The sequence below is a fragment of the Vibrio caribbeanicus ATCC BAA-2122 genome, from assembly GCF_000165125.1.
Lineage (GTDB): Bacteria > Pseudomonadota > Gammaproteobacteria > Enterobacterales > Vibrionaceae > Vibrio > Vibrio caribbeanicus.
Genome location: NZ_AEIU01000033.1, coordinates 1 through 20485, shown reverse-complemented (window position 1 = coordinate 20485; position 20485 = coordinate 1). Strand labels below are relative to the sequence as shown.

The following is a 20485-nucleotide window of genomic DNA, read 5'->3' as shown; positions in this document are numbered from 1 at the left end:
ATTTTAAACCAAGTCTTACTGACTTGGTTTTTTTTCATCTGTATCACTTGTCCATCATAAAGCCATCGAGTTTACCGATGCCTTCTATACTCTTTATATGACCAAGCAGATGATTTTATCTTTGCCCACAAAAAAGCCCTAACACTAGGCTAGGGCTTTTAATATTGTGATGCTTTATGCTCGACTATTCAGCTCTCTTACTTCTTCATCAAGCTGTTGCAACTTTAACCTCATTTTCTCACGACAGTCATTTGCTAGCTCGCGAATATCATCTTTCTCCATTCCCTCAACAGAAACTGGAGGCAGCATTTCAACGATCACATGTCCGTTATCCCATCGATTGAATTTAAGATGGTTAGTAGAACTGCAGACAACAGGGATTATCGGTAAATGGGCACCAACTGCCGCATGAAAAGCGCCTGTTTTAAAGGGCAATAATCCGCGCCCACGTGAACGGGTTCCCTCAGGAAAAATCCATGCAGAAACATCTGAACCTTTCATTTTATCAATGATCTGATCGATAGTACCTTTAGCTTTGGAACGATTGGCTCGATCAATGAGAATATTACCCGTTAGCCAGTACAATTGTCCAAACAATGGTACCCAGACAAGACTCTTCTTACCCACGGTAACGACTTTAGGCGTTACTGCTGAAGACACAGTGAAGAGATCCCAATTATTTTGATGGTTAGCAATATAAATGTGCTGGCCACGTTCGTAAGCGTCGTCAGGCACTCTCAGATCGAGTTTAATGCCAAATACTCGTGACATCTTGCCAAAAAGACGTCCGAAGGTAAAAACATGTTTAGGGTTGCGAGGGCTAAGTAAACAATAACCACAGCCAAAAACAAACATTACTATTGCAAAAATCACAATCGCCAATACACGCAGTAGTGCAATCATTTAGGTACTCCGATATAGAGAGTCAAATTATTTACAGAGCAGACTCTAACTGATCTACCGAGCATAAAAAAGCCGAAACTTAAGTTTCGGCTTACAAATGTTGACTGATTATGCATCAGTCACTAAAACGTTCAATGTTCGCGCCAAGTGCGGATAATTTATCCTCAATCTTATCGTAACCACGATCGATATGATAAATCCTATCTACTATTGTCTCTCCACTTGCAATGCAGCCAGCAATAACGAGACTCGCAGAAGCGCGGAGATCCGTTGCCATAACTTGAGCACCACTCAACCCATCAACGTCTCCACAAATAACGGTATTGCCCTCAATTTCTGCTTTCGCTCCCATTCTCATCAGCTCAGGAACGTGCATAAAACGATTTTCAAAAATGGTTTCAGTAATAATGCCACCACCTTTAGCAATCAAGTTAAGCAAGGTAAATTGTGCCTGCATATCAGTGGGAAAGCCGGGATGCGGGGCAGTGCGAACGTTAACGCCCTTTAAAATTCGCCCCGTCATGTCAACTGATATCCAATCTGGCCCAGTTTCAATAAGAGCTCCTGCTTCTTCGAGTTTTGCTAAAACAGCATCGAGAAGGTGTGCTTTTGTACCACGACAAACCACTTTACCACCTGAAACAGCCGCAGCAACCAAGAAGGTGCCGGTTTCTATGCGATCAGCGACGACCTCATGCCTTCCACCACCTAATCGCTCAACACCCTCAATAGTAATAGTATCAGTACCTGCGCCTGTTATTTTAGCACCGAGAGTATTTAAAAACTCAGCAGTATCGACAATTTCAGGCTCTCTAGCGGCGTTATCAAGTATTGTCTTTCCCGTAGCGAGAGTCGCTGCACACATAATAGTGATGGTTGCCCCTACGCTCACTTTATCCATGACAATATGAGCGCCTCTCAAACGGCCATCAACGGTCGCTTTAACGTACCCATCTTCAAGCACAATTTTTGCACCCAACTGCTCAAGCCCTTGAATGTGCAAATCAACAGGACGTGCACCAATCGCACACCCTCCGGGTAAAGAGACCTGCCCTTGACCGAAACGTGCGACTAGTGGGCCTAACGCCCAAATCGAAGCTCGCATTGTCTTGACCAAGTCATACGGAGCGCAGTGTTCATCAATACCACTAGCATCAACATAAACGGAGCCATTACGCTCAACTTTAGCACCAAGTTTTTGTAACAAACTTATTGTCGTGTCAATATCACGCAAGTGGGGAACATTTGCGACCTCTACAGGTTGCTCTGCTAGGATTGAAGCGAACAAAATAGGTAAGGCTGCGTTCTTAGCACCCGAAATTTGCACTTCACCTTCAAGTGGCTTACTGGAGCCAATAACTCGAAACTTATCCATAATCCAACCCTAAAGTGACATTAATTTTTTGTCACGAGCCCACTCATCCGGTGTGTAGGCTTTAATCGAAACTGCATGGATATCATTTCTTTGAATGTATTCCATTAGCGGAGCGTAGATTAATTGTTGCTTTTTTACACGATTCATCCCTTCAAAACGAACATCAACAGCAATGACCTCGTAATGACTGCCCTCTCCTTTTACATGTAATTCTTCTAGTTCGAGTGCTTGGCTTAAAATCTGTTGTACTTCTGTGCTATCCACAATTAACCCCTGTTGAATTCCTTAAATATGTCCTAAAAACAACTCTTCTGCACTGCTCAAAGCGGCTAAAGTCATTAGCTGTTGAGGTACAAAACTTAGCATTATATGACAGTTTTGCTTTTTTGCATGCTCTAATAAGTGGATTAGCATAACCATACCTGAAGAATCGACTCTAAGAACCCCAGATAAAGAGATTGTTAAACTTGACTGTTCAAATGTAAGCGTCTGTAAATCATCCCATAAACCTGGAACTGTATCCCGAGTGAGGTCTCCAGCCAGCTCATAAGATCCAGACGATAATTTTTGCCAATTACCCTTTGTCATTAGTTATTACTCTCAAAACGAATCGGAGTATCAGCCAATTTTTCTAACTCTTTGGCAACAGACAGAATGCCATCTTGACGAATCTTAGTGCTCCACTCAGATTGCTTACTATCAAGTAAGCTTATTCCTTCAGCAATGAGATCAAATGCTTTCCATTCACCCGTTTTCTTATCACGACGGAGTTTAAACTCCAATTGAATATTCGGCCTAGGAGAATCGATAATTTCAACTTTAATTTTAGTTATGCTCTTACCATCTTCAACCTTTGGCATAGGGCCAAATTCAACTTTCTGATCTCTATATTGAGTCAAGGCTTGAGCGTAAGACGTCACCAAGTAACCATGAAATGCTCGGATAAACTCGCTGACATCTTCTCGCTTTGCTCCTTTTAAATTAGAGCCGAGAAGTTTGAGAGCCGCATATTTTTCATTAACATAAGGCATCATCTCTTCTTCAACCACAACTTTAAGATGATTGGGTTCCTTGCGTATTTTACTTTGCTCGGCTTTTAGTCGAGCGAAAGTATTCTCAGAGACCTGCTTCATCATTTCGTATGGTTTGGTCCTATCTATCTCCTTTGCCGACACATTAAAAATCAGCATAAGTGGAAGAAGAGCAAACATTAATTTTTTAATCATTTTTATCTCCTTCCTTTTGGGAATCACCACCAACGCTATAAAGGAACTGACCAATCAAATCTTCTAATACTAATGCAGATTTTGTATCTTCCACATAATCACCGTCTTGGAGCATTTTTTCATCATCGAAAATAAAGCCTGGAGTTAGTGATAAATATTGTTCTCCGATCAGACCTGATGTGAGTATTTTTAAGCTAGAAGTGTCTGGGAATTTATCGTAGGTTGCATTGATTGCAACCGTAACAACGGGAACCATAGAATCACTATTCAAACCAATGTTAGTTACCCGACCAACAACAACACCACCAACTTTCACTGGTGAACGCACTTTCAAACCACCAATATTATCAAACTCTGCTTTTAGTGTATAAGTATCGCTAGAGCCCAAATTTTTTACGTCAGCAACTTGAAAAATCATTACCAAAATTGCGCAAATGCCAGCAAGCACAAAGCTACCGACCCATAATTCAATCTTTCGATTTTTTTGCATCATCAATTCCCAAACATCAATGCGGTAAGTACAAAGTCGAGACCAAGTACAGCCAAAGAGGAGTGTACAACCGTACGAGTGGTGGCTCGGCTTATACCTTCCGAGGTTGGAACCGCATCGTACCCATTAAATAAAGCAACCCAAGTGACGGTAAAAGCAAAAACCATACTTTTAATGAGACTGTTACCTATATCTTGCCCTAGCTCTACAGAAGCCTGCATTGCAGACCAAAAACTACCATTATCAATCCCTTTCCAATCAACACCAACTAATTGCCCTCCCCAGATACCTACTGCCATGAAGATCATAGCAAGCATTGGCATAGAAATAACGCCAGCCCAAAATCGGGGAGCAATCACGCGTTTTAGTGGATCAACCGCCATCATTTCTAAACTGGACAATTGCTCCGTTGCTTTCATTAAACCGATTTCAGCAGTGAGTGCTGAACCAGCTCGCCCTGCAAATAAAAGGGCTGTTACAACAGGACCAAGCTCTCTCAAAAGGGAAAGGGCAACCATCTGACCCAACGCACCTTCTGCACCAAAATCAACTAGGATCACATATCCCTGCAAGCTTAGTACCATGCCAATAAAAAGCCCGGAGAGGACAATGATTAGCAGTGATTGGACTCCAACACTATAGAGTTGACGAATAAGTAAGGGAGCATTTTTCAGTGGCTGAGGCCTATTGACTAATGCCCCCCACAACATCAAACTTGCTCGACCAAATGACTCACAAATCTGCAAAGCCCTTTGCCCAGTCGAAGCAGTCAGGTTAATAACACCTTTTATCATGAAAAAAGTTCACTCTGTAAGGGTTGAGATGGAAAACGGAATGGCACAGGCCCATCGGCATTACCTTCCATAAACTGTTGAACTTGCGGATCTGTGTTGGCTCGGAGCTCTTCTGGGGTGCCGCTTGCGATAATTTTACCATTAGCAAGTATATAAACCCAATCAGCGATACTCATCACTTCAGGGACATCGTGCGACACAACGACTGACGTGATGCCTAAGGCTCGATTCAAATTACCAATAAGCTCAACCAACACTCCCATTGTAATTGGGTCTTGTCCCACGAAAGGCTCATCGTACATGATAAGTTCAGGGTCCAATACAATAGCGCGTGCTAGAGCCGCCCTCCTCGCCATGCCACCAGAAAGTTCACTAGGCATTAAATTGGCAGCACCTCTTAAGCCGACAGCTTCCAACTTAAGTAACACCAAAGTCCGAATAAGTTGCTCATCGAGTTGAGTATGTTCACGCAGTGGAAAGGCCACATTATCAAAAACGGATAGATCTGTAAAAAGAGCTCCTGATTGAAACAGCATACTCATTTTCTTTCTCTCTTGATACAGCTGCTTGCGCCCCAAAGATGGAATATTGTGTCCATCAAACCAAATACTGCCAGAATCAGGAGGCATCTGGCCACCAATAAGGCGCAGCAGGGTCGTTTTTCCGATTCCAGAAGGCCCCATTATCGCTGTAACCTTGCCTTTCGGGACACGTAAGCTTATGTTATCAAATATTTTTCTTTCGCCTCGATAAAACGTAAGTTGTTCTACTTTGACTAAATCTTCAGAACTCATACTGTACCTATATTAGCACTCGTCAGAATTCGCAATCATAAGCACATTTTAATCAGATTTAAAGCACTGTTCGATTAAATATCAAACTAAGGTAGCTCTCCTACCAAAGCTGGACATAAATTCTAGCTAAAACCGTAAATGTTCTTCACAATAAATTTAACGAATCACTTTCTTTTTTATCCTCAAACCGTCAAACTTAGCAGTCCCACTTAAAACTGCGAAATAATGACAGGAATTATCATGCCCTTCGACGCAATTGCATTTCTTATTGTCGGCCTCATTTTCTTAGTTTGGAGCGCAGACAGATTAGTTTACGGGGCTGCTGCGCTTGCTCGAAATATTGGTATTTCACCGCTCGTGATCGGCATGACCATTTTAGCTATGGGATCTTCAGCTCCCGAAATGATGGTATCGGCAACCGCAGCACTTGATGGTAAAACAGATACAGCAGTCGGTAATGTGCTTGGTTCCAATATTGCCAATATTGCTCTGATACTTGGAATCACGGCAATGATCAAACCTCTTTCGATCAGTTCAGCAGTGATAAGACGGGAACTACCGTTGATGATAGCAGTCACATTATTAGCTGGAGTGATACTATGGGACAACAAACTAGGTTTTAATGAAGGTATTCTCTTGTTTGTTTTATTTGCTGCCTTTATTTTTGCAATGTTGAGAATTGGCCGCAAAGAAAAAAGTAATGGTGATGTCCTTATCGAAGAACAAGAAGCCGAAGTTCCTGAAGGCGTTAGCAATCCCAAAGCTTGTATATGGGTACTAATCGGATTGATAATTCTACCTCTCTCAGCAGATGTTTTGGTAACAAACGCAGTAACTATCGCTCAATATTTCGGAATGAGTGATCTTGTTATCGGCTTAACTATCATTGCTGTTGGTACCAGCCTACCGGAACTAGCAGCCTCACTGGCCGGTGTCATGAAAGGCGAAGACGATATGGCTGTAGGTAATATTATTGGCTCCAACGTATTCAATATTCTAGCGGTAATGGGTATTCCTGGAATTATTAATCCAACCCTTTTAAGTGAATATGCAATGGGACGTGACTTCTGGGTTATGCTAGCCCTATCAATCTTGCTTGTTTTCATGGCACTGGGAAAATCACGCAGTGTCAACCGACTGGAAGGCACCCTATTGTTTTTCTGTTTTATTGGCTATCAAACCTACTTAATCATGAACATGACCGCTTAATATTACTCTGGACTTTTTATGTTTGATTATCGTGCTGCCGCTAACAAGGTTCTTACAACCGAAATTAATGCTTTAAAAAAACTAGAGCATAGCTTTAACCAAAATTTTATTGATGTATGTAACCTCATACTTGCAAATAAAGCTGGCAAAGTTGTCGTTATGGGGATGGGGAAATCTGGACATATCGGTAAAAAGATAGCAGCAACATTTGCAAGTACGGGGACGCCCGCTTTTTTTGTGCACCCCGGAGAAGCAGCACATGGAGATCTTGGCATGGTTTCTCCCGAAGATATTGTCATCACAATATCAAACTCTGGAGAATCTTCTGAAATACTTGGTCTATTTCCAGTCTTAAAGCGGCTGAAGGTTAAGATGATTAGCATTACAGGAAAAGCACAATCAACAATGGCAAAACTTTCCGATTATCATCTTTTAATCGATGCCTCCGAAGAAGCCTGCCCACTGGGCCTCGCACCAACCTCTAGTACAACGGCAACATTGGTTATGGGTGATGCGCTAGCGGTTGCTTTACTGCAAGCTCGAGGGTTCACGGCAGAAGATTTTGCCTTATCCCACCCGGGGGGAGCACTTGGTCGTAAGTTACTACTCAGGCTAACAGATATTATGCATACGGGTGATGCCCTTCCATTGGTCCCTGCAAATACGTTAATAAAAGACGCTTTAATTGAAATCAGCCAAAAGGGACTAGGAATGGTCGCCGTCGTTTGTGAAAATGAGTCTTTAGTTGGAATATTTACCGATGGAGATCTCAGACGGATATTAGATAAGCGAATTGATATCCACAGTACAGCTATCGGTGAAGTCATGACAGTGAAGCCAACAACTGCAAATGCGAATATGCTGGCAGCAGAAGCACTGAACCTAATGCAAGAAAATAGCATAAGTGGTTTAATTATCTGTGAGGACAAAAAGGTAATTGGAGCATTGAATATGCACGATTTATTGAAAGCAGGGGTGCTCTAGTGAACCAAACACTATATCAAGATGTGAAACCAAACGTGCTAGACATAGCCAAGTCTATTGAGCTACTTATTTTTGATGTCGACGGTGTATTTTCAGACGGCCTTATTTACATGGGTAATAATGGCGAAGAATTAAAAACTTTCCATACACGTGATGGCTATGGTATCAAATCACTTATGAGTGCTGGTATTGAAGTCGCGATTATCACTGGCAGAAAATCCAAAATTGTTGAAAATCGCATGAAATCACTTGGGATTAATATCATTTATCAAGGTCAAGATGACAAACTGCAAGCCTACAATGAGATTTGTAAGAGTCTTGCGATAAGCCCCAGTAAAACAGGCTATGTAGGAGATGACCTTATTGATTGGCCTGTAATGGAAAAAGTGGCTTTAAAAGTCTGTGTTGCTGACGGGCATCCTTTACTCGTAAAGAAAGCCAATTACATTACAGTGATGAAGGGTGGGCACGGCGCTGTGCGAGAAGTCTGCGATCTCGTTCTCGAGGCTCGTGGTGAGTTAGAACTACACAAAGGCTTAAGCATATGACCCTAAGTCGTATTGTTTATCTGCTACTTTTCTTTATCATCTGCTGGTCAACTTACTATCTTTTTGACCAACAACAGAGTTATGATATTCAAGTAGAACCAAATACAGAGTTGCCCATGTTCAGTGGCAAGGGGCTAATAAATACCTCTTACACTGAGGATGGTGTACGTAGTTATGTGATTACCTCTCTCAACTTGGACCATTACGCTAAAAACGGTACAACCGTTTTTGACCACCCAGTGCTGAAAGTATACAAAAACGGCACAGTGCAAGAGTGGGAAATAACAGCCCTTCGCGGTGTATTGAGCAAAGATAATATATTAACACTCTATGATGATGTACTGGCGCATAACCTTTTACCTGATTCGGGTTTCGATACATTAAAGACAAATATGATGAATATTCAATTGAAAAGCCGGGACTTTTGGGCTGACAACCAAGTCCAAATGAATGGTCAAAAGTTTGAAACAACGGGGCAAGCCATAACGGGCAACTTCGCCGATAACCACGCCACACTATACAAAAATGTACAAGGTAGATATGAAACTTTCACACCTTAGTCTCCTATTTGTTCTATTTACACCAGCTCTAGCGTTAGCTTTGGATTCAGATACGGAGCAACCAGTTTATGTCGATGCTGACAGTCAACAACTGGATATGCAAAGCAATAAAGCCACCTTCATTGGCAATGTTAAGCTTAAACAAGGCAGCATCAACATTAATGCAGATAAAGTCGTTGTAGAGCGTGATCCAAAAGATTCAACCATCAGGAGAATTGAAGGGTACGGTAATCTGGCAACATTTTCTCAGCTTTCTGAAGATGGTAAGACACTTTATGGGGAAGCTAAAGAGCTTTACTACGTGATGGTAGATGACCAGCTCACCATGATAGATCAAGCAATGCTATCACAAGATGATAGTGTTATTCGTGGTTCCAAGATTACCTATAACATTTCATCCCAAAAACTAATCGCAGATGGAAAACAACAAGGCGATCGTGTCTCAACCGTTCTTCAGCCACAATCAACACAAGAGTAATCATGGCTATTTTAAAAGCAGAACATCTTGCAAAAACGTATGGTGACCGAAAAGTAGTAACCGATGTGAGCATACAAGTTGAATCGGGGCAAATAGTTGGATTACTGGGTCCTAATGGCGCTGGTAAAACAACTTCCTTCTATATGATAGTGGGTCTAGTTGCACGAGATGAGGGAGCAATTACAATCGATGGTAAAGATATCAGTATCTTACCTATGCATAGTCGCTCCCGAATGGGAATAGGATACCTTCCTCAAGAAGCATCGATATTTAGAAAATTATCGGTAGAAGATAATATTATGGCGGTTCTTGAGACTCGAGAAGAACTCACTATTGAGCAACGCCAAGATAAAATGCAGGATTTGTTAGAAGAATTCCACATTCAACACATACGCCATAGCACAGGTATGTCATTATCAGGTGGTGAACGGAGAAGGGTAGAAATCGCACGTGCATTGGCCGCTAATCCCCAGTTTATTTTGTTGGATGAGCCGTTTGCTGGCGTTGACCCAATTTCCGTTATCGATATCAAAAAAATTATTGAGCACCTTAGGGACCGTGGTTTGGGGGTGTTGATCACCGATCATAATGTCCGTGAGACACTCGATGTCTGTGAAAAAGCTTACATTGTTAGCCAAGGACATCTCATTGCTCAAGGCACACCAGATGAGGTATTGAATAATGAGCGAGTCAAACAGGTTTATCTCGGTGAACAATTCCGTCTATGATTATATAGGAAGAACGGTAAGATTCTCGACTACTAAGGCATACAAGACCGAATGAAACCCTCATTACAGCTTAAGTTAGGACAGCAGTTAGCGATGACGCCACAACTGCAGCAGGCCATTCGCTTGTTGCAGCTCTCGACGCTTGACCTACAACAAGAAATTCAGGAAGCTTTGGATTCAAACCCGCTTTTAGAAGTTGAAGAGGCCAGCGATGAGGCTGCTTCAGAAGAAACACATCGCACCGAAGAGGTGGCTAAGGAATCAGCCCAAGAGAATAGTGACCTAGCAGAGCCTGAAGTTAAGGATAGTTCCGATTTAATTGAACAGTCTGAGATCAGCAACGACCTTGAAATTGATACGACATGGGATGATGTTTATAGCGCCAATACCGGAAGCACTGGAATGGTCCTTGACGATGATATGCCCATTTATCAAGGCGAGACCACTCAATCGCTACAAGATTATTTATTGTGGCAGCTCGACCTAACTCCATTTAGTGAAATAGACCGAACTATAGCATTGACGATTATCGATGCAATCGACAACTACGGTTACTTAACGGTTTCAACTCAAGAAATATTCGATAGTTTTAACCATGACGAGCTCGAGATTGAAGAAATTGAAGCAGTTCGGAAGCGAATTCAGCAGTTTGACCCTTTAGGCGTAGCCTCCAGCAATCTGCAAGAATGTTTATTGCTGCAGCTTGCTACTTTTCCCGAGGACACGCCTTGGTTGAGAGAAGCACGTCAAGTATTAACCGACCATATCGATCAATTAGGCAATCGAGACTATAAACTGGTTGTAAAAGAAACAAAACTAAAAGAAGCCGACTTACGTGAAGTTTTAAAACTTATTCAGCAACTTGACCCAAGGCCGGGTAATCGAATCGCTTCTGAGCAAGCTGAGTATGTTATCCCTGATGTGTCTGTGTTCAAAGAACACGGCAGATGGTTAGTGACGATAAATCCAGACTCAATACCCAAACTGAGAGTAAATCAGCACTACGCCTCACTCGGAAAGGGAAACAGCCCAGACAGTCAATACATTCGCTCTAACCTACAAGAAGCTAAGTGGTTGATCAAAAGCCTCGAAAGTCGTAATGAAACACTATTAAAAGTCACAAAATGTATCGTCGATCACCAGCGAGATTTCTTCGAGTATGGTGAAGAAGCAATGAAGCCGATGGTGTTAAATGACGTAGCACTCACTGTCGACATGCATGAATCAACAATTTCAAGAGTTACAACGCAAAAATATATGCATACCCCACGAGGTATTTTTGAATTAAAATACTTTTTCTCGAGCCATGTCAGTACCGACAATGGTGGGGAGTGCTCATCTACTGCAATCCGCGCACTCATCAAAAAACTCATTGCTGCAGAAAACAGCGTTAAGCCACTGAGTGATAGTAAGATTGCCGCTTTACTGGCTGAACAAGGGATTCAGGTCGCCAGAAGGACCATTGCAAAATACCGTGAATCTTTGGGTATTGCCCCTTCAAGCCAGCGCAAACGCCTACTTTAGGCTAAAACTGAGAAGGAAACTCTATGCAAATTAACATTAATGGCCACCACGTTGACTTGACAGACTCCATGCAAGATTATGTTCACGAAAAATTTCAAAAACTTGAGCGTTTTTTTGACCATATCAACAATGTTCATGTAGTACTCAAAGTAGAAAAATTAAATCACATTGCAGAAGCGACACTTCATGTAAACCAAGCTGAAATTCACGCTTCTTCGGATGATGAAAGTATGTATGCTGCGATAGACTCATTGGTCGACAAACTCGTACGACAGTTAAATAAGCACAAAGAAAAGCTAAACGCTCACTAATACCATGCAACTAAGTGAAATCCTAACATTGAACTGCACAAAAAGTGCAGTTCAATGTACCAGTAAAAAACGCGCCTTAGAGATGATCAGTGAAATTGTTGCCGAACAAACTGGACAAAGCTCTAATGTTTTATTTGAATGTATGCTCAGCCGTGAAAAAATGGGCAGTACGGGCATTGGTAATGGGATAGCCATTCCTCATGCAAGAATGCAAAGCAGTGACAAGGCTATTGCAGTATTACTGCAGTGTGAATCGCCCATTGAATTTGACGCAATAGATAATCGTCCGGTCGATTTACTATTTGCGCTCCTTGTACCCGATGCTCAGTGCAAAGAGCACTTAAAGACATTATCAAGCATGGCCGAGCGTCTCAACAATAAACAGGTATTGAAACAGCTCCGTAAAGCCCAAACAGATCAGGAGCTCTATGACATTATGGTAAATCAATAATGCGTCTAATCATCGTAAGCGGTCAGTCTGGTGCAGGGAAATCAATTGCTCTGAGAGTCCTAGAGGATCTGGGCTATTACTGCGTTGATAATCTACCAGTCAGTATGTTAGAAGCCTTTATCTGCTCTGAAAAGAAAACCAAGCAGAATGTCGCTGTTAGTATCGATATTAGGAACCTGCCAAAAGAACCAGCCTTGTTTACTGATGTTTTAGAACGTCTAAAGAAAAACTCAGATGTAAGTATCTTTTTTCTACACACTGGTTCTGACACACTGTTAAAAAGGTACAGTGAAACGAGGCGTATACACCCATTAACTCTCACAGAAGACAAGCTTTCTCTTCAACAAGCGATTGAGAAAGAGAGAGAGTTATTGATGCCTTTAAAACAAGATGCAGACCTGGTGGTTGACAGTAGTGACCTCTCTTTACACGAGCTGAGCGAGATAATCAGAATGCGAGTTGAAGGGAGAGAAAGGAAAGATCTCGTTATGGTTTTTGAGTCTTTCGGCTTTAAATACGGTCTTCCAGCTGACGCCGACTATGTTTTTGATGCTAGATTTTTACCCAATCCTCACTGGGAGCCTGCATTGAGAGCGCTAACTGGTCTTGATGACCCTGTGAAGTTATTTCTTGAAAAACAAGTGGATGTAGTTGAGTTCAAGAGTCACGTACAGAACTTTTTAGAACGATGGCTTCCATTGCTAGAAAAGAGCAATCGAAGTTACCTGACGATTGCTATTGGTTGTACAGGTGGTAAACATCGCTCCGTCTATCTCACACAGAAGATTGGCGAGCACTTCGCGCAGTTGGGACATCAAGTTCAAATACGCCACACAACGTTTGAGAGTAATTCAAAGATTTCTTAATGATGCAACAAAAACGTCGCTTATTGATTCAGAACCGCTTAGGGCTACATGCTCGCGCTGCAGTAAAACTGGTTGAACTTGCTCAATCTTATCAGGCAGTATTAACCATAGAAAACCACGAAGGTGCACATGCCACTGCAGATAGTGTCATGGGACTTCTTATGCTCGAATCAGCTCAAGGACAGTACATCACTGTTAAGGCGCAAGGAGTAGACGCGGAATTAGCTTTAGAGGCTATCTGCAGTCTCATCGAAGACAAATTTAATGAAGATGAATGAATCTGCATTCTAGACAAATAACTTATTAAATCCCTTCTAAAATTAAGTTACTATTCATACCATTGTTAGCAAACCGAGTCAGGGGGAACAAATGGCAGAGCAAATAGAATTCGATCAAGCTCACCAAGCCCTGCAAGAAATTACCGAGTCGCTAGAAATTGGTCGTTTTGTCCATGTTAGACGCCAGTTGCAAGACATGGAACCAGAGGATATCGCCCACCTTCTTGAAGCCTCACCACGTAAAAGTCGTGAGGTGCTATGGCAACTTACCGATCCAGAAGATTATGGTGAAATCCTAGATGAATTAACTGAGGATGTAAAAGACAGCCTAGTTTCAAAAATGGCTCCGGAAGTATTAGCAGAAGCAACCGAAGGCATGGAAACAGACGATGTTGCCTACGTCTTAAGAAGTTTGCCTGATGATGTTTCTCGAGAGGTTCTCTCTCAAATGGATACGACAGAGCGTTTGCTTGTCGAAACAGCACTTTCCTATCCAGAGGGTAGTGCTGGTAGCATTATGAGTACTGACTTTATCACCATTCGTGGTGATGTTGATGTCGATGTGGTACTTCGCTATTTGAGAATCAAAGGAGAGCTTCCAGAAGCCACTGATGCACTTTACGTGATCGACACAGAAAATAGACTCATAGGCGAACTCCCCATCACGACTCTTTTAACTACTCAACCAGATATCCCAATCGCCGAAGTAATGGAAGATGCAAAAGAGGCAATTGATGTCAACATGATAGACTCTGATGTGGCGAGCTTATTTGAACGACGTAACTGGGTATCAGCACCGATTATTGATCAAGAACGCAAACTGGTTGGCCGTATAACCATTGATGATGTTGTCGATGTTATCCGAGAAGATGCAGAACACTCTATGATGAGTTTGGCAGGGATGGACGACGATGAAGATACATTTGCTCCTGTAGTAAAATCAGCACGAAAGCGCAGTATTTGGCTTGCAGCAAATGTTCTAGCTGCTCTTGCGGCTGCATCCGTCTCCAATATGTTCGAGGCAACATTAGAGCAAATGGCTGCAATCGCAGTACTAATGACTATAGTCCCCTCAATGGGTGGCGTTGCCGGGAACCAAACCGTTGCGCTGGTCATAAGAGGCCTAGCTCTGGGACATATTGGCGACTCAAACAAACGAGAATTACTGATGAAAGAGGCCTTGATTGGTGTGCTTAACGGCATAATGTGGGCACTAATTATCGGTGGTATTGTTGTCGCTTGGAAGGGCAATTGGCTACTGGGAGGAATTATCTCTGCTGCCATGTTGACTAACTTAGTTGTTGCTGGCATCGCAGGCGTAAGCATCCCTATTTTGCTAAAGAAGATGAACATCGACCCTGCGCTAGCAGGAGGTATGGCATTAACAACCGTCACTGACGTGATAGGTTTGACAGTCTTCCTTGGGCTTGCCACCCTGCTCATCTGAGTAAAGCGCAACCAATGTTGCGCTTTATCCGCCAAACTAGTTATTTATATTGGGGCCGAGCCACTTCTCTGCTTCCAATATCTCCCAGCCCTTTCTATCAGCATAGCTTCTGACCTGATCTTCTTGAATTTGTGCTATGGCGAAATAGCGTGATTCTGGGTGTGAGAAATACCAGCCTGAGACCGAAGCGCCGGGCCACATCGCGTAGCTACTGGTTAGCGACATTCCTATCTTCTCCTCGACGTCCAACAGCTGCCATAAACTTCCTTTTTCAGTGTGTTCTGGACATGCTGGATAGCCGGGAGCTGGACGTATGCCTTGATACTTTTCACGAATCAGATCATCGTTTGACAGGGATTCATCAACTGCATAGCCCCAGATCTCTTTTCTAACACACTGGTGTAAATATTCGGCAAACGCCTCTGCTAGCCTATCGGCTACCGCCTGGATCATGATTGCGTTATAGTCATCGCCCGCTTCTTTGTACTGATCAGCCAGCTCTCGTTCACCAATTCCTCCAGTGACAGCGAAGGCTCCTATCCAGTCTTTTTTGCCAGACTCTTTAGGCGCAATATAATCAGAGAGACAATAGTTAAACCCTTTTGGTTTCTCAGTTTGTTGTCGAAGATTACATAATACTTTTGCCACTTCAGTGCGAGATTCGTCGCTATAAACCTCGATATCATCTCCAACACTGGCTGCAGGGAATAGACCACATATTCCACGAGCCTTCAGTAACCCTTCATTCTCAACTCTATCGAGAAGCACGTTTGCATCGTTAAATAAGCGCTGAGCTTCTTCTCCAACTTCCTCATGCTCAAAGATAGTCGGGTACTTACCTACAAGTGACCAAGTCATGAAAAATGGCGTCCAGTCAATGTATTGGCGTAATGTAGCGACATCGACATCATCAAAGATATGAATTCCTGATTGTAACGGTGCTGGAGGGGTATATTCGTGCCAATTAATGTCCACTTTATTTGCTCTCGCTTGTTCTAAGCTGATCGGCTTAGTGCGTGGTTTCTTCCTATTGTGCTGTTCTCGCACACGAACATAATCTGCATCAAGCTTTTCCACAAAACCAGGTTTTAGCTCATTAGAAAGAAGGGAGGTACAAACGCCAACGGCTCTGGATGCATTATTTACATAAACCACAGGATGCTTATAATTCTGTTCTATTTTCACCGCCGTGTGCGCTTTAGATGTGGTTGCGCCGCCGATTAATAATGGTAAATCAAACTCCAAACGCTCCATCTCTTTTGCTACGTGAACCATTTCATCAAGAGAGGGGGTAATCAACCCAGATAAACCTATAATGTCGACATTCTCTTCCTTTGCGACTTTTAAGATCTGCTCACAAGGAACCATTACACCTAAATCGATAATTTCATAGTTATTACATTGCAGCACTACACCAACAATATTTTTACCAATATCATGAACATCTCCTTTAACCGTCGCGAGTAATATTTTCCCGTTAGAGGTTCCAGCCTGTTTCTCTGCATTAATAAAGGGTTCAAGGTGAGCAACGGCTTGTTTCATTACTCTTGCAGATTTCACCACTTGGGGTAAGAACATTTTGCCTTCACCAAATAAGTCACCAACTACGTTCATGCCATCCATTAATGGACCTTCGATAACTTCTAGCGGCTTACTTGCTTTGAGACGAGCCTCCTCAGTATCGTCGACAATAAACTCAGTGATTCCTTTAACCAAAGCATGCTCGAGACGTTTCTCTACTGACCATGAACGCCATTCAAGTGCCGTGGCGTCATCTTCTTTACCGACACCTTTGCCTGCGTATTCTGACGCCATATCCAATAAGCGTTCAGTTGCGTCTTCTCTTCTGTTGAGGACGACATCCTCTACAGCTTCTCGTAATGCATTAGGTACATTGTCGTAGACCTCCAGTTGGCCCGCATTAACAATGCCCATATCCATGCCATGCTTAAAGCAGTGATAGAGAAAGACCGCATGAATAGCCTCACGTACGTAATTGTTTCCTCGAAAAGAGAAGGATACATTTGATACACCGCCGGATATCATAGCGTGCGGTAAATCTCGTTTGATATCAGCGACCGCCTCAATAAAATCTACCGCGTAATTATTATGCTCTTCTATACCCGTAGCGATAGCAAAAATATTAGGATCAAAAATAATATCTTCAGGAGGAAAATTCACTTCATCGACAAGAATACGATACGCTTTGGTGCAGATTTCAAGTTTGCGTTCCCTAGTTTCAGCCTGCCCTTGTTCATCAAAAGCCATGACAATTACCGCAGCACCGTAGCGACGGATCAACCTAGCTTGCTCGACAAATTTTTCTTTTCCCTCTTTCAAAGAGATAGAGTTAACGATGGCTTTACCTTGAATACATTTCAATCCCGCCTCAATGACTTCCCATTTGGATGAGTCAACCATGATAGGCACCCTGGAAATCTCAGGCTCAGACGCGCAAAGGTTGAGGAAACGTGTCATACAAGCTTGAGCATCGAGCATTCCCTCATCCATATTGATGTCAATAATTTGAGCTCCATTCTCCACCTGCTGACGCGCCACATCCAGAGCTTCATCATAGAGCTCCTCTTTGATCAGTCTTTTAAAACGTGCCGAGCCTGTAACGTTGGTTCGTTCTCCAACATTAACGAACAGAGTATCACTTGCGATAGTCAGAGGCTCTAACCCCGATAAACGGCAGGCAGTAGGAAGTTCAGGTAAAGTACGAGCGGATATACCTTCTACCACATCGGCCATTTGTCGAATGTGTTCGGGCGTTGTGCCACAACACCCTCCGATGAGATTCAAAAAACCGCTTGAAGCCCACTCCTGTACGTGTTCAGCCATTTCCTGTGGTGACAAGTCATATTCACCAAAAGCGTTAGGCAGACCGGCATTAGGGTGAGCGGAAACAAAGGTCTCAGAGATCCTAGCTAACTCCTCGACATAAGGGCGTAATTCATCTGGTCCTAACGCACAGTTGAGTCCAAAAGAAATAGGATTTATATGACGTAGAGAATTATAGAAGGCTTCGGTTGTCTGACCAGATAAGGTTCTTCCTGACGCATCAGTTATCGTGCCGGAGATCATAACTGGTAAATCAGAGCCTAACTCCTCAAAAACGCTATTCACAGCGAAAGCACAGGCTTTGGCATTAAGGGTATCAAAAATAGTTTCAATCAGAATTAAGTCTGCGCCACCTTTAATGAGTGCTTTGGTCGACTCAGAGTAAGCCACAACCAATTCATCAAAGCTCACGTTGCGATAACCAGGATCGTTAACATCGGGAGAAATAGAGCACGTCCTATTGGTGGGTCCCAAGACACCGGCGACATACCTTGGTTTAGAAGGTGTTTTTTAGACCATTCATCAGCTGCTTCACGAGCTAATTTGGCTGCTGCGTAGTTAATTTCGGCACTGAGATTTTCCATCTCATAATCAGCCATTGCAATGGTCGTCGCGTTGAAAGTATTGGTTTCTAGAATATCAGCGCCAGCTTCTAAGTAGGCAAGGTGAATCTCTTTTATCAATTGGGGCTGAGATAGAACAAGCAAATCATTGTTACCTTTCAAATCGCATTGCCAGTCGGCAAAACGCTCGCCCCTATATTCCGACTCACTCAGTTTATAATCTTGGATCATGGTGCCCATACCACCATCAATCAGCAAAATTCTTTGTTTTAACTGTGCTTCAATTTGTTGCCTTACACTACTCACTATGGAACTGCCTTATCCTTGTCTTTATCATTTCATCCTACCACAGAAAAATAAGAAGTCTAGACGTCCAAAATCAGATTTGATTACTTATTTATAACAAAAAGTGTTTGCTATTTACACATGAGCGACCGAAAATTCCAATTCATAATTTGTTACACATCGGAATCCCCATGTCGGTTTACTACACACTATGTTTTTTATCTGCTGCGGCTATGCTCATTGCATTTCTCAATAGCAAAGTGGGTAAAATGCAAACTACCATCGCTATAACAGCAGGCTCTATGATGCTGTCACTCATCATCGTTATTGCAGGACAAAATGATTGGTTTCACCTTACAGAGATTGCATCAAATACAGTTGCCAGTATTAACTTTGAGGACTTTCTCTTAAAAGGAATTTTAGGATTTCTTTTATTTGCTGGAGGCTTAGGAATTAAGCTACCACATCTTAAAGACCAAAAATGGGAAATTACCGTACTTGCACTCGGAGCCACTTTATTTTCAACCTTTTTTATCGGCTCAGTTCTATACGGATTCTGTCAACTAATAGGGATTCCTTTTGACTTTATCTATTGTTTACTTTTTGGTGCACTCATATCTCCTACTGACCCGATTGCCGTCCTCGCTATCGTAAAAAAAACTCGATGCACCCAAACGCATTTCTACGCAGATCGAAGGTGAGTCCCTTTTTAATGATGGTTTTGGTCTCGTCATCTTCGTCACTATCTTTACCATTGCGTTTGGCCACGAAGCACCTACTGTTGGCAGCGTTACTCTGCTGTTTATGCAAGAGGCTCTGGGAGGCATCATTTATGGTTTTGCACTGGGCCTTTTGTTCCATTACCTCATCAGCTCAACAGATGATCATTCAATGGAATTGTTGCTTACCATTGGAGTCCCTACTGCAGGCTACGCGTTTGCTGAGGTATTACATGTATCCGGACCACTCGCGATGGTTGTTTCAGGGATAATGATCGGCAACTGGACCCGTTTTATCGGTTTTTCGAAAGTCAGTGAAGAGCATTTAGATCACTTTTGGGAGTTAGTCGACGAGTTTTTAAATGGTGTGCTCTTTTTATTAATCGGAATGTCGATGCTACTTTTCGATTTCCACGAGGAAGATTTCATTCTAATGGCTTTTGCTATCCCTCTGGTACTCGCAGCACGCTATCTTAGTGTCGCTTTATCTTATGTTGGCTTTAAGCGCTATCGTGCTTATAACTCTTGGTCAACAAAAATTCTTACTTGGGGAGGACTAAGAGGAGGACTTGCTCTTGCTATGGCGCTGTCTATCCCATCCGGTATCTGGGTTATCCAAGACAAACTCATTGACGTTAAGGAGATTGTGCTAGTAATGACTTACGCTGTTGTCGTGTTTTCTATCCTAGTTCAAGGCTCCACTATTACGCCAATGATAGAGAAGGCAAAAATAGAGCAAAAAGAAATAGACGCATCTGATAGTTAAACTGCCCCTTACAAAAAAGCAGCCATTGGCTGCTTTTTTTTGTATTTGCAAATTGAACAAGACAGCAAGATTTCATTACAGTGCGAGGCTTCAAGCCGAAGTAGTTGCTTGGACCAGCGCGTATTAATCGATAAGTATCGATAGAAGTGATAGTGGGTAAAAACGAAAAAACCCTAGCATTGCTGCTAGGGTTTGGAATAAATGGCGGAGCGGACGGGACTCGAACCCGCGACCCCCGGCGTGACAGGCCGGTATTCTAACCAACTGAACTACCGCTCCGCACTGGTTAGACATTAAAGTCTAAATGTTTTCTTCACTTTATCGTAAAGCAAAGAAGTAATC

General features: G+C 42.6%; 20 protein-coding genes, 1 tRNA gene and 2 pseudogenes. 13 read left to right on the top strand and 10 right to left on the bottom strand.

All coding sequences use genetic code 11. From position 1 onward, the window contains the following. Positions 1-174: 174 nt before the first annotated feature. The 8 genes from RH40_RS03535 to mlaF all read right to left on the bottom strand — a co-directional run bounded on the left by RH40_RS03535 (position 175) and on the right by mlaF (position 5582). A complete protein-coding gene (locus RH40_RS03535) occupies positions 175-903 on the bottom strand; it encodes a 1-acylglycerol-3-phosphate O-acyltransferase (RefSeq protein ID WP_009599955.1) in 729 nt (242 codons plus the stop codon). Positions 904-1018: 115 nt separating this feature from the next. Next, a complete protein-coding gene (murA, locus tag RH40_RS03530) occupies positions 1019-2278 on the bottom strand; it encodes a UDP-N-acetylglucosamine 1-carboxyvinyltransferase (RefSeq protein ID WP_009599954.1) in 1260 nt (419 codons plus the stop codon). A 9-nt stretch (positions 2279-2287) separates the two neighbouring features. Continuing rightward, complete coding sequence (ibaG, locus tag RH40_RS03525; protein WP_009599953.1) at positions 2288-2542, bottom strand: BolA family iron metabolism protein IbaG; 255 nt, start codon at positions 2540-2542, stop codon at positions 2288-2290. Between the two features lie 21 nt (positions 2543-2563). Further along, a complete protein-coding gene (locus RH40_RS03520; RefSeq protein WP_009599952.1) occupies positions 2564-2866 on the bottom strand; it encodes an STAS domain-containing protein in 303 nt (100 codons plus the stop codon). Then, positions 2866-3504, bottom strand: coding sequence for an MlaC/ttg2D family ABC transporter substrate-binding protein (locus tag RH40_RS03515; protein WP_009599951.1), 639 nt, complete (start codon positions 3502-3504; stop codon positions 2866-2868). Before RH40_RS03515 ends, RH40_RS03520 begins: the two co-directional genes overlap by 1 nt. After that, a complete protein-coding gene (mlaD, locus tag RH40_RS03510; RefSeq protein ID WP_039954140.1) occupies positions 3497-3994 on the bottom strand; it encodes an outer membrane lipid asymmetry maintenance protein MlaD in 498 nt (165 codons plus the stop codon). Before mlaD ends, RH40_RS03515 begins: the two co-directional genes overlap by 8 nt. Positions 3995-3996: 2 nt before the next feature. Further along, positions 3997-4788 (bottom strand): lipid asymmetry maintenance ABC transporter permease subunit MlaE, encoded by a 792-nt coding sequence (gene mlaE / locus RH40_RS03505; protein WP_009599949.1) that lies wholly within the window; start codon positions 4786-4788, stop codon positions 3997-3999. After that, entirely contained in the window at positions 4785-5582 is a 798-nt protein-coding gene (gene mlaF / locus RH40_RS03500) for a phospholipid ABC transporter ATP-binding protein MlaF (RefSeq protein ID WP_009599948.1), read from the bottom strand. Before mlaF ends, mlaE begins: the two co-directional genes overlap by 4 nt. A gap of 240 nt (positions 5583-5822) precedes the next feature. Between mlaF and RH40_RS03495 the strand changes: the two genes are divergently transcribed. The 12 genes from RH40_RS03495 to mgtE all read left to right on the top strand — a co-directional run bounded on the left by RH40_RS03495 (position 5823) and on the right by mgtE (position 14966). Beyond that, entirely contained in the window at positions 5823-6791 is a 969-nt protein-coding gene (locus RH40_RS03495) for a calcium/sodium antiporter (protein ID WP_009599947.1), read from the top strand. A gap of 18 nt (positions 6792-6809) precedes the next feature. After that, positions 6810-7775, top strand: a complete 966-nt coding sequence (locus RH40_RS03490; RefSeq protein WP_009599946.1) for a KpsF/GutQ family sugar-phosphate isomerase — start codon at positions 6810-6812, stop codon at positions 7773-7775. Beyond that, complete coding sequence (gene kdsC / locus RH40_RS03485) at positions 7775-8323, top strand: 3-deoxy-manno-octulosonate-8-phosphatase KdsC (RefSeq protein ID WP_009599945.1); 549 nt, start codon at positions 7775-7777, stop codon at positions 8321-8323. Before RH40_RS03490 ends, kdsC begins: the two co-directional genes overlap by 1 nt. Then, the gene (lptC, locus tag RH40_RS03480) at positions 8320-8883 is read left to right on the top strand and encodes an LPS export ABC transporter periplasmic protein LptC (protein WP_009599944.1); all 564 of its coding nucleotides are present in this window, start codon (positions 8320-8322) and stop codon (positions 8881-8883) included. Before kdsC ends, lptC begins: the two co-directional genes overlap by 4 nt. Then, a complete protein-coding gene (gene lptA, locus RH40_RS03475) occupies positions 8864-9361 on the top strand; it encodes a lipopolysaccharide transport periplasmic protein LptA (protein WP_009599943.1) in 498 nt (165 codons plus the stop codon). Before lptC ends, lptA begins: the two co-directional genes overlap by 20 nt. Before the next feature lie 2 nt (positions 9362-9363). Continuing rightward, positions 9364-10089 (top strand): LPS export ABC transporter ATP-binding protein, encoded by a 726-nt coding sequence (lptB, locus tag RH40_RS03470; protein WP_009599942.1) that lies wholly within the window; start codon positions 9364-9366, stop codon positions 10087-10089. Between the two features lie 51 nt (positions 10090-10140). Continuing rightward, complete coding sequence (locus RH40_RS03465; protein WP_009599941.1) at positions 10141-11613, top strand: RNA polymerase factor sigma-54; 1473 nt, start codon at positions 10141-10143, stop codon at positions 11611-11613. 23 nt (positions 11614-11636) lie between these two features. Beyond that, positions 11637-11924, top strand: coding sequence for a ribosome hibernation promoting factor (gene hpf / locus RH40_RS03460; protein WP_009599940.1), 288 nt, complete (start codon positions 11637-11639; stop codon positions 11922-11924). A 4-nt stretch (positions 11925-11928) separates the two neighbouring features. Beyond that, the gene (gene ptsN / locus RH40_RS03455) at positions 11929-12375 is read left to right on the top strand and encodes a PTS IIA-like nitrogen regulatory protein PtsN (protein ID WP_009599939.1); all 447 of its coding nucleotides are present in this window, start codon (positions 11929-11931) and stop codon (positions 12373-12375) included. Then, positions 12375-13241: an RNase adapter RapZ gene (rapZ, locus tag RH40_RS03450; RefSeq protein ID WP_009599938.1), complete on the top strand. Its 867-nt coding sequence runs from the start codon at positions 12375-12377 to the stop codon at positions 13239-13241. Before ptsN ends, rapZ begins: the two co-directional genes overlap by 1 nt. Further along, complete coding sequence (locus RH40_RS03445; RefSeq protein ID WP_009599937.1) at positions 13241-13519, top strand: HPr family phosphocarrier protein; 279 nt, start codon at positions 13241-13243, stop codon at positions 13517-13519. The genes rapZ and RH40_RS03445 overlap by 1 nt, the downstream gene beginning before the upstream one ends. A gap of 91 nt (positions 13520-13610) precedes the next feature. After that, positions 13611-14966, top strand: coding sequence for a magnesium transporter (mgtE, locus tag RH40_RS03440; RefSeq protein WP_009599936.1), 1356 nt, complete (start codon positions 13611-13613; stop codon positions 14964-14966). Between the two features lie 36 nt (positions 14967-15002). On the opposite strand, the pseudogene metH reads toward mgtE, so the two are convergent. Beyond that, positions 15003-18682: pseudogene (metH, locus tag RH40_RS03435) on the bottom strand (methionine synthase). A 167-nt stretch (positions 18683-18849) separates the two neighbouring features. Here metH and RH40_RS03430 point away from each other — a divergent pair. Next, positions 18850-20143 (top strand): annotated as a pseudogene (locus tag RH40_RS03430) (cation:proton antiporter). 202 nt (positions 20144-20345) lie between these two features. On the opposite strand, the gene RH40_RS03425 reads toward RH40_RS03430, so the two are convergent. Beyond that, positions 20346-20422, bottom strand: a tRNA-Asp gene (locus RH40_RS03425). Positions 20423-20485 lie beyond the last annotated feature (63 nt).

What these genes read in the sequence shown, in the direction of transcription:
- RH40_RS03535 (WP_009599955.1), bottom strand. Translation starts at nt 903, where the DNA reads ATGATTGCACTACTGCGTGTATTGGCGATTGTGATTTTTGCAATAGTA.
- murA (WP_009599954.1), bottom strand. Translation starts at nt 2,278, where the DNA reads ATGGATAAGTTTCGAGTTATTGGCTCCAGTAAGCCACTTGAAGGTGAA.
- RH40_RS03520 (WP_009599952.1), bottom strand. Translation starts at nt 2,866, where the DNA reads ATGACAAAGGGTAATTGGCAAAAATTATCGTCTGGATCTTATGAGCTG.
- RH40_RS03515 (WP_009599951.1), bottom strand. Translation starts at nt 3,504, where the DNA reads ATGATTAAAAAATTAATGTTTGCTCTTCTTCCACTTATGCTGATTTTT.
- mlaD (WP_039954140.1), bottom strand. Translation starts at nt 3,994, where the DNA reads ATGCAAAAAAATCGAAAGATTGAATTATGGGTCGGTAGCTTTGTGCTT.
- mlaE (WP_009599949.1), bottom strand. Translation starts at nt 4,788, where the DNA reads ATGATAAAAGGTGTTATTAACCTGACTGCTTCGACTGGGCAAAGGGCT.
- mlaF (WP_009599948.1), bottom strand. Translation starts at nt 5,582, where the DNA reads ATGAGTTCTGAAGATTTAGTCAAAGTAGAACAACTTACGTTTTATCGA.
- RH40_RS03495 (WP_009599947.1), top strand. Translation starts at nt 5,823, where the DNA reads ATGCCCTTCGACGCAATTGCATTTCTTATTGTCGGCCTCATTTTCTTA.
- RH40_RS03490 (WP_009599946.1), top strand. Translation starts at nt 6,810, where the DNA reads ATGTTTGATTATCGTGCTGCCGCTAACAAGGTTCTTACAACCGAAATT.
- lptC (WP_009599944.1), top strand. Translation starts at nt 8,320, where the DNA reads ATGACCCTAAGTCGTATTGTTTATCTGCTACTTTTCTTTATCATCTGC.
- lptA (WP_009599943.1), top strand. Translation starts at nt 8,864, where the DNA reads ATGAAACTTTCACACCTTAGTCTCCTATTTGTTCTATTTACACCAGCT.
- lptB (WP_009599942.1), top strand. Translation starts at nt 9,364, where the DNA reads ATGGCTATTTTAAAAGCAGAACATCTTGCAAAAACGTATGGTGACCGA.
- RH40_RS03465 (WP_009599941.1), top strand. Translation starts at nt 10,141, where the DNA reads ATGAAACCCTCATTACAGCTTAAGTTAGGACAGCAGTTAGCGATGACG.
- hpf (WP_009599940.1), top strand. Translation starts at nt 11,637, where the DNA reads ATGCAAATTAACATTAATGGCCACCACGTTGACTTGACAGACTCCATG.
- ptsN (WP_009599939.1), top strand. Translation starts at nt 11,929, where the DNA reads ATGCAACTAAGTGAAATCCTAACATTGAACTGCACAAAAAGTGCAGTT.
- rapZ (WP_009599938.1), top strand. Translation starts at nt 12,375, where the DNA reads ATGCGTCTAATCATCGTAAGCGGTCAGTCTGGTGCAGGGAAATCAATT.
- RH40_RS03445 (WP_009599937.1), top strand. Translation starts at nt 13,241, where the DNA reads ATGATGCAACAAAAACGTCGCTTATTGATTCAGAACCGCTTAGGGCTA.
- mgtE (WP_009599936.1), top strand. Translation starts at nt 13,611, where the DNA reads ATGGCAGAGCAAATAGAATTCGATCAAGCTCACCAAGCCCTGCAAGAA.